The organism is Mesorhizobium sp. M7A.F.Ca.US.002.01.1.1 (assembly GCF_004022955.1).
In the GTDB taxonomy this organism is placed as follows: Bacteria; Pseudomonadota; Alphaproteobacteria; order Rhizobiales; family Rhizobiaceae; genus Mesorhizobium; species Mesorhizobium ciceri.
Genome location: NZ_RZQE01000023.1, coordinates 23,185 through 30,124, shown reverse-complemented (window position 1 = coordinate 30,124; position 6,940 = coordinate 23,185). Strand labels below are relative to the sequence as shown.

Below are 6,940 nucleotides of genomic sequence, written 5' to 3'. Positions count from 1 at the left end.
CACCCAATGTGCCGCGGGAGCGCAAGGTGCGCGTCGCCATGAGCAACGCCTTCGCCATGGGCGGTACGAACGCAGTTCTGGCATTCAGGCAGGTGTAGAAGCCATGCAAGACGCCTCATTTGAGGTCACCTGTCGTATCTAGCTGCTTGCCGGACCACTATGTAAAGCGAGCGCTATTGGCTGCCTCTGCGATGCGGGAATTGGCAGCGGACGTCTCTCGATCAAACAGGCATCTTGCTTGTAGAATTCTTTTAATCGTGAAGCGGCGCGAGTGCGCTATCCGTTGAGGTGAGCAAGGCCGGCGCCCTGGGTGAGCGCTGGTGTCGGGTGGTGGAAAGTACAGGGGGAGCTGTGTGGCCCCTCTTTCTCGGCCTCGACGATGTGCGAAGGAGCCTGCGCGGCGAACGGGCCAACGCCCCAGGCTCAGAACCTGGGCGAACCTAACTCCCGCCAAAGGACAGCCCAGAGCTGGATACACGAAAGAGATACTGAACCCGCGAATCAGATTCTGATCAATCGTCGTGTCTGAGCTCCACTCGGCTCTTACGGAGATAATCGCGCGGCCCGGCAACGGCCGCGCGTGCCGCGGGCGTGAGCTTTGCGCTTCGTCAGAAGTGCCTCGAGCGTGACGACGATAATTGACCAGCCATATGGAACGCATTCGCCCAGTTATCCAAAGCGTGGATACCTTTCATCTAAACAAAGGATTTTACCGTTTTTGCTGCAGGTCCCATAGAAGCGCTTCAAGTTGGAAAGATAGGTAGTTCCGATGGTTGCGTTGGATCTGAGGAGCATCATCTGGTGTGCGGGGCGTACAAAGTCAGTCGCATCTGCATTGCGGCTTGGTCTTTCGGCGGTCCCCACAAGTTACGCCCCGTTGGCGCGACGCCAATTATTTAATCAATGCTTGGACATTTATCTCAACCAGACAGCTACAAGGTGAGGTCTTCCATGCGTCCGAATGTCGAGTGGAAGTTGTGCTGGGAAAATGAGCTGCAACTGGCCGACCATGTCGAACTCTCCGACTTTTTTCGAAAGACCTATGGACGGACTGGCGCCTTCAACGCGGAGCCATTCGAAGGCGGCCGCAGTTGGGCCGGCGCGAGGCCGGAATTCCGCGCAATCGGCTACGACGCGCATGGGGTAGCGGCTCACATCGGCATGCTGCGGCGCTTCATCAAAGTTGGCGAGGTCGACTTGATCGTCGCTGAATTGGGCCTGTACGCGGTTCGTCCGGATCTTGAAGGGCTCGGAATCGGTTTTTCGATGCGCGTGGCGTACCCAGTGCTCCATCAGTTGGGTGTTCCATTCGCTTTCGGCACGGTTCGGCACGCGCTGCGAAACCATGTCGAAAGATTCTGCAGAGCCGGCCTCGCGAACATTGTGTCGGGCGTTCGCGTACGGTCGACCCGTCCAGATGTGCATCCCGACCTGCCGCCCACGCGCCTGGAAGACGTACTCGTGTTGGTTTCGCCGATCGGACGCTCGATGGACGAGTGGCCGTCTGGTACCCTGATCGACCGGAACGGTCCGGAACTATGAAGCCTCTGGACTACATATGCGAAGGGCAGAGTGACAATGCCGATCGCATTGCAGAGCGCAGCGTCTATCTGACGTTTGACGACGGTCCCAATTCATTTTTCACACCGCAGATACTCAATGTGCTGGCGCAACATCAGGTGCCGGCGACCTTCTTCGTTGTTGGGGCCTACGCGGCCGACGAGCCGGAACTCGTTCGCCGAATTATTACAGACGGCCACGGTATAGCCAACCACACGATGACTCATCCGGACCTAGCTAAATGCGGGTCCGTCGAAGTCGACTGCCAGATAGTTGAGGCAAACAGAGTCATAGGGATGGCTTGCCCGCAGGCCATGGTTCGGTACTTTCGTGCACCCTATGGCATCTGGACCGAAGAAGTAATCGCTGCATTAGCGGGTGAGGCATTGGCGCCCGTCCATTGGTCCATTGATCCACGCGACTGGTCTCGCCCCGGCGTTGACGCCATCGTCGACAGAGTGCTCGCCGATATCCGGCCGGGCGCAATCGTGCTGTTGCACGACGGGTGCGCTCCCGACGAATTGCAACCAGGCAATCAAGCCAGTCTGCGCGACCAGACGGTGACAGCGTTGTCACGCCTAATTCCAGAATTGCACGGCCGCGGATTTGTAATCCGATCACTTCCTCAACATCCCTGAACAAACAGAGATCCTATGGACCTTCTCACCACAGCCAGTACTGTTGCCGTTTCGTCTTATGCGGTGCTCTCGACTGTTTACAGAGGCATGCAAGCGGTCTACTCCCAACCGGAAAATGTTACGCCGCCGTCGGAAAGCTTGTTCGGATCCGACCGTTGGCCGAGCGTGGATGTCATTATCCCCTGCTACAATGAGGACCCGCGCACACTCGCGGCGTGTTTAGCTTCCATTGCAAATCAAGATTACTCCGGAACATTTCAGGTCTATCTGGTTGACGACGGTTCTGGAAATCGTAATGCCGTCATCCCGGTACATCACGCCTACGAGGGCGACCCGAGATTCAATTTCATTCTGCTCCGCGAAAATGTTGGCAAACGCAAGGCGCAGATCGCCGCCATCCGCCGCTCATCTGGAGATTTCGTGCTCAGCGTCGACTCTGACACGACACTTGCGTCCGACGTCATCACGAAGCTTGCAGTAAAAATGCGGGATTCCATGGTCGGAGCGGCCATGGGCCAGCTGACGGCATACAACCGCAGCGACACTTGGTTGACCCGATTGATCGATATGGAATACTGGCTGGCTTGCAATGAGGAGCGCGCGGCGCAAGGTCGCTTTGGTGCGGTCATGTGCTGCTGCGGCCCATGTGCAATGTACCGCCGGTCTTGTCTCCTTTCTCTGCTGGATCAATACGAGACGCAGCTGTTCAGGGGGAAACCAAGCGACTTCGGTGAAGACCGTCATCTTACGATCCTCATGCTGAAAGCAGGCTTTCGAACCGAGTACGTTCCAGGTGCCGTCGCGGCGACAGTCGTTCCGGACAAGATGGGACCTTATTTGCGCCAACAACTCCGCTGGGCACGAAGCACTTTCCGGGACACGATGCTTGCGCGAGGTCTACTGCGTGGCCTGGATCGCTATCTAACTTTGGATGTGATGGGAGAGAATCTCGGCCCATTGTTGCTCGGCATCGCGGTAGTAACGGCGCTCGGTGAGTTACTATTTTCACATACAGTAAATTGGTGGACGGTGCTGGCTATTGTCACGATGACCATAATCAGATCTACGGTGTTATCTTTCCGCACTCGGCAGCTTCGATTCATCGGCTATTCAATGCACGCGTTAATCAGGATATTCCTGTTGATCCCCTTGAAGGCTTACGCCCTGTGTACATTGAGCAATAGCGATTGGCTGTCGCGTAAAAGTGTTCCCCTGCCCAACAGCAGCACAAAGGAAATCACAAGCGCGATGCCGCTTGGCGGAGCAAATGCTGCGGGCAATTCTGGAATTGCGGAGTCACTTCATACTGCAGATCTTTCGCTCACAGCTAGTGAAGTCTGACGGCCTTGCAGCGCCGAGTGACCGAGTAAGTTGTGTCAGTCGACACGGGGTGAAGCTTGTCGAGTTACCTATGGTCAGAACGGGGACTATGTGGAAGCGACACGTGGCATCTTGACGTTATTCTTTGGCGGAAGCGATACACACGTCGCTCCGGCCGCGACTTTCCAAAGGTGTCATCTCAAGGCGGTGGCCTGCTCTGAACCAGAATTCGCAAGTAAGCTGCCGGTGGCCAATCGGACTCATTCCGCTTGAGATAGACGCATGTCCAATGTAGCAATCGACCTTACCGGCGTAACCAAATTATTCGGAAACAAGCTCGTTGTGGACGGGCTGTCCTTCACCGTTGCATCGGGAGAGTGCTTCGGTCTGCTGGGGCCTAACGGCGCAGGCAAGAGCACGATTGCGCGTATGCTCCTCGGTATGACCCGGCCTGACGCGGGTGATATAACAGTCCTCGGTCTACCAGTGCCGGCACGCAGCCGCTTGGCCCGCAAGGGCATAGGCGTGGTCCCGCAGTTCGACAATCTCGACCTGGAATTTACGGTACGTGAGAACCTGTTGGTGTTCGGGCGCTACTTCGGCATGAGTACAAGAGAGATCAACGCCGTCATCCCACGGCTGCTCGAGTTCGCTCGCCTTGAGAGCAAGGCGGATTCACGTGTCGGCCTGCTATCCGGCGGGATGAAGCGGCGCCTGACGCTGGCACGTGCTCTGATCAACGACCCCCAGTTGCTTGTGATGGATGAGCCCACGACCGGCCTCGACCCGCATGCCCGCCATCTGATCTGGGAGCGACTTCGTTTCCTGCTGGCGAGCGGAAAAACGATCATTTTGACCACCCATTTCATGGAAGAGGCTGAGCGGCTTTGTGATCGGCTGTGTGTTCTCGAGCGGGGACGCAAGATCGCCGAGGGCAGTCCTCATGCGCTGATCGACGAGTACATTGGGTGCAACGTGATCGAGATCTTCGGCGGTAATCCACAGGAGCTGATTTCGCTGATCAGACCGTACGTTCAGCGTGTCGAGGTAAGCGGCGAGACGCTCTTTTGCTATGCGCCTGAGCCGGAGGATGTGCGCATCCAGCTTCGCGGTCGAGCGGGTCTGCGTATTCTAGAGCGTCCACCCAGTCTGGAGGACGTTTTCTTGCGGTTAACCGGACGTGAGATGGAGAAGTGAGCAATGGGTGAACGTTTTGCGGCCGCTCTACCCGCCAACGCCTGGAACTGGATGGCGGTGTGGCGCCGCAATCATCTGGCATGGAAGAAGGTGGCATTTGCTTCAATGCTCGGCACCCTTGCTGATCCGATGATTTACCTTTTCGGGCTCGGCACTGGCCTTGGACTGTTGGTAGGCCGCATCGAAGGTGCATCCTACATCGCCTTTCTGGCAGCCGGCATGGTTGCGACGAGCGCGATGACAGCATCAACCTTCGAAACAATTTACGCGGTTTTCGGTCGAATGCGCGATCAGGGCACTTGGGAAGCAATCCTGCACACACAACTTACCCTCGGCGACATCGTTCTCGGTGAATTGACCTGGGCAGCCACAAAGGCTTTTCTGGCCGGTACGACAATTGCGATTGTTGCGGCCGCGCTAGGTTATGCCGCGTGGACGTCGGTTCTCTACGTGCTACCGGTCGTCGCTCTCACCGGATTCGCCTTTGCGAGCCTGGCCATGCTCGTCATCGCGCTCGCGCCCAGTTATCACTATTTTATTTTCTATCAGACGCTTGTCATCACACCCATGCTGTTCCTTTCGGGCGCGGTTTTTCCAGTCGGCCAATTGCCAGGAGTGTTTCAGCAGATTGCGGCCTTCTCGCCCCTGGCGAATTCTATCGAGCTAATCCGTCCGGTGATGCTCGGCCGCCTGGGCGACAATGTAGGGCTGCATATAGGCGCACTTTGCATGTTCGCTGTATTGCCTTTTTTTCTGTCGGCTGGACTGTTTCATCGACGACTAATGCGTTGACGCTTGCTTACACCCATTAACCAGAAGGAGGTCCGCAATGCCGGATGCAAACTGCCCACAGCGGCCCGGAGGCATGCGTATGCTAGGAATCGCGAGTGGTACAACGCCGAAGCCGGGCGCCACCCAGCCGCTGCAGGCACCCGCCCAGCTTCGCGACCACACCTCGAAGAACAGGCTGGATGGTGAGGCGCGGACCCACCCGGAGCGTTCAATCGATAGCAGCCAAGCTTCTTGTGCGCGTCCACAGACCGTCGCGGCCATTATTTAGTTGGATACACATGCAATGACCCACAACGAAGCAACTCTTGAGCCTTTTGTGATCCTTGCTATGCCAAGGACCGGAACACACTATTTAGAAGAATTGCTAAACGAGCATCCGACCGTTTTGAGTAACGGTGAGTTGCTAAACGAATATGATCCCAATTGGCCCAGCACTGATCGCCTGCTAGGCACGGATCGCGAGCTTCTTGAGCTTGCCTATGTGCGCTGCCCTATGCGCGACTACAAGAATGTGACGCATCTTGGATGCAAGATCAATGAACCTCAGTTTCGCGAGCGTCCCGCATTCTTTGCGGAACTGGCTCGTTGGCCAGCACTCAAGGTCATCCTTGTTGTTCGCCGAAACGTATTGGAATCGCTCCGATCCTTTGTGCAGGCCAGGGAAAGCGGTCACTGGCTGAAGTTCAGCTGGGACAACGATACCGCTCGGCCACCGAGCGTCAGGTTGTCAATCGCCGACTGTGAGGCTTATTTCAAAGCCGCCGACGATTTTCACGCTCGCGTTATGGACTCCTTCACGTCGACCAACCTGCTTGTAATGGAATACGAGAGCCTACTTCACGAACCTGCCCAATGCCTGGGAGCGGTTTGGGATTTCCTGGGCGTTCCAGCGCTTGAGCCATCAGATAACGCCATCCTGCAGCGCCAGGAAACGCGACCGCTGGATCAAACGGTGGAGAACTTTGACGAGTTGCGGATTCACTTCGCACGGGGACCTTATTCAAGATTTTTTGACCTCGGAGATTCAATGCGCTCCTACGCTTAATCGCTTGTACCGCGTGCTCTGATGGGCGTGTAGGATATCCTGCAGTTTGCGCGCATTCCGTCGCAAAACTGACAAACCAAAGTCACCAAGACGACAGAGATATCGGCCGGCAGTCGATCTGCGGCAGACATCAAAGACACGGCCGCAAGGCGACCTGGTCAATTCCCTCTCTGGCGAAGCACTTCTTCAGACGCGATCTTTGGCGAGCCTTGAGTGCAAATTCCGGCAAAGGTGGAGGGTTCCAGTGCGCAACCCGCACCAATCTCGCTGGACGGGACAGGCCTCCAGTTGGCACGGCGCTTGCTCCGAGATGACAGCAGCGCTCGACCGGAGCGCAGCATGGGAGAAGGAGGAGCCCCCACCCCGATCCGGTCAGGGAGAGAGAAAC

The 6,940-nt window shown here is 56.7% G+C and carries 6 protein-coding genes; all 6 read left to right on the top strand.

Annotation, left to right across the window (positions count from 1 at the left end; genetic code table 11):
* Window positions 1-951: 951 nt before the first annotated feature.
* The 6 genes from EN932_RS05015 (at window position 952) to EN932_RS04990 (ending at window position 6,552) form a co-directional block, all read left to right on the top strand.
* Window positions 952-1,542, top strand: coding sequence for a NodA family N-acyltransferase (locus tag EN932_RS05015; protein ID WP_063169401.1), 591 nt, complete (start codon window positions 952-954; stop codon window positions 1,540-1,542).
* A complete protein-coding gene (nodB, locus tag EN932_RS05010) occupies window positions 1,539-2,198 on the top strand; it encodes a chitooligosaccharide deacetylase NodB (RefSeq protein WP_063169400.1) in 660 nt (219 codons plus the stop codon). Before EN932_RS05015 ends, nodB begins: the two co-directional genes overlap by 4 nt.
* Window positions 2,199-2,213: 15 nt before the next feature.
* Window positions 2,214-3,539 carry a chitooligosaccharide synthase NodC gene (gene nodC, locus EN932_RS05005; RefSeq protein ID WP_063169399.1) on the top strand — a complete coding sequence of 442 codons (1,326 nt, stop codon included), beginning with the start codon at window positions 2,214-2,216 and terminating at the stop codon, window positions 3,537-3,539.
* Between the two features lie 261 nt (window positions 3,540-3,800).
* Window positions 3,801-4,715, top strand: coding sequence for a nodulation factor ABC transporter ATP-binding protein NodI (gene nodI / locus EN932_RS05000; RefSeq protein ID WP_024505873.1), 915 nt, complete (start codon window positions 3,801-3,803; stop codon window positions 4,713-4,715).
* Window positions 4,716-4,718: 3 nt separating this feature from the next.
* Window positions 4,719-5,507, top strand: coding sequence for an ABC transporter permease (locus EN932_RS04995; protein ID WP_063169398.1), 789 nt, complete (start codon window positions 4,719-4,721; stop codon window positions 5,505-5,507).
* A gap of 283 nt (window positions 5,508-5,790) precedes the next feature.
* Window positions 5,791-6,552 (top strand): sulfotransferase domain-containing protein, encoded by a 762-nt coding sequence (locus EN932_RS04990; RefSeq protein WP_063169397.1) that lies wholly within the window; start codon window positions 5,791-5,793, stop codon window positions 6,550-6,552.
* The last annotated feature ends 388 nt before the right edge of the window (window positions 6,553-6,940 follow it).

Coding starts and splice junctions, on each gene's coding strand:
- EN932_RS05015 (WP_063169401.1), top strand. CDS start 952: ATGCGTCCGAATGTCGAGTGGAAGTTGTGCTGGGAAAATGAGCTGCAA.
- EN932_RS04990 (WP_063169397.1), top strand. CDS start 5,791: ATGACCCACAACGAAGCAACTCTTGAGCCTTTTGTGATCCTTGCTATG.
- nodC (WP_063169399.1), top strand. CDS start 2,214: ATGGACCTTCTCACCACAGCCAGTACTGTTGCCGTTTCGTCTTATGCG.
- EN932_RS04995 (WP_063169398.1), top strand. CDS start 4,719: ATGGGTGAACGTTTTGCGGCCGCTCTACCCGCCAACGCCTGGAACTGG.
- nodI (WP_024505873.1), top strand. CDS start 3,801: ATGTCCAATGTAGCAATCGACCTTACCGGCGTAACCAAATTATTCGGA.
- nodB (WP_063169400.1), top strand. CDS start 1,539: ATGAAGCCTCTGGACTACATATGCGAAGGGCAGAGTGACAATGCCGAT.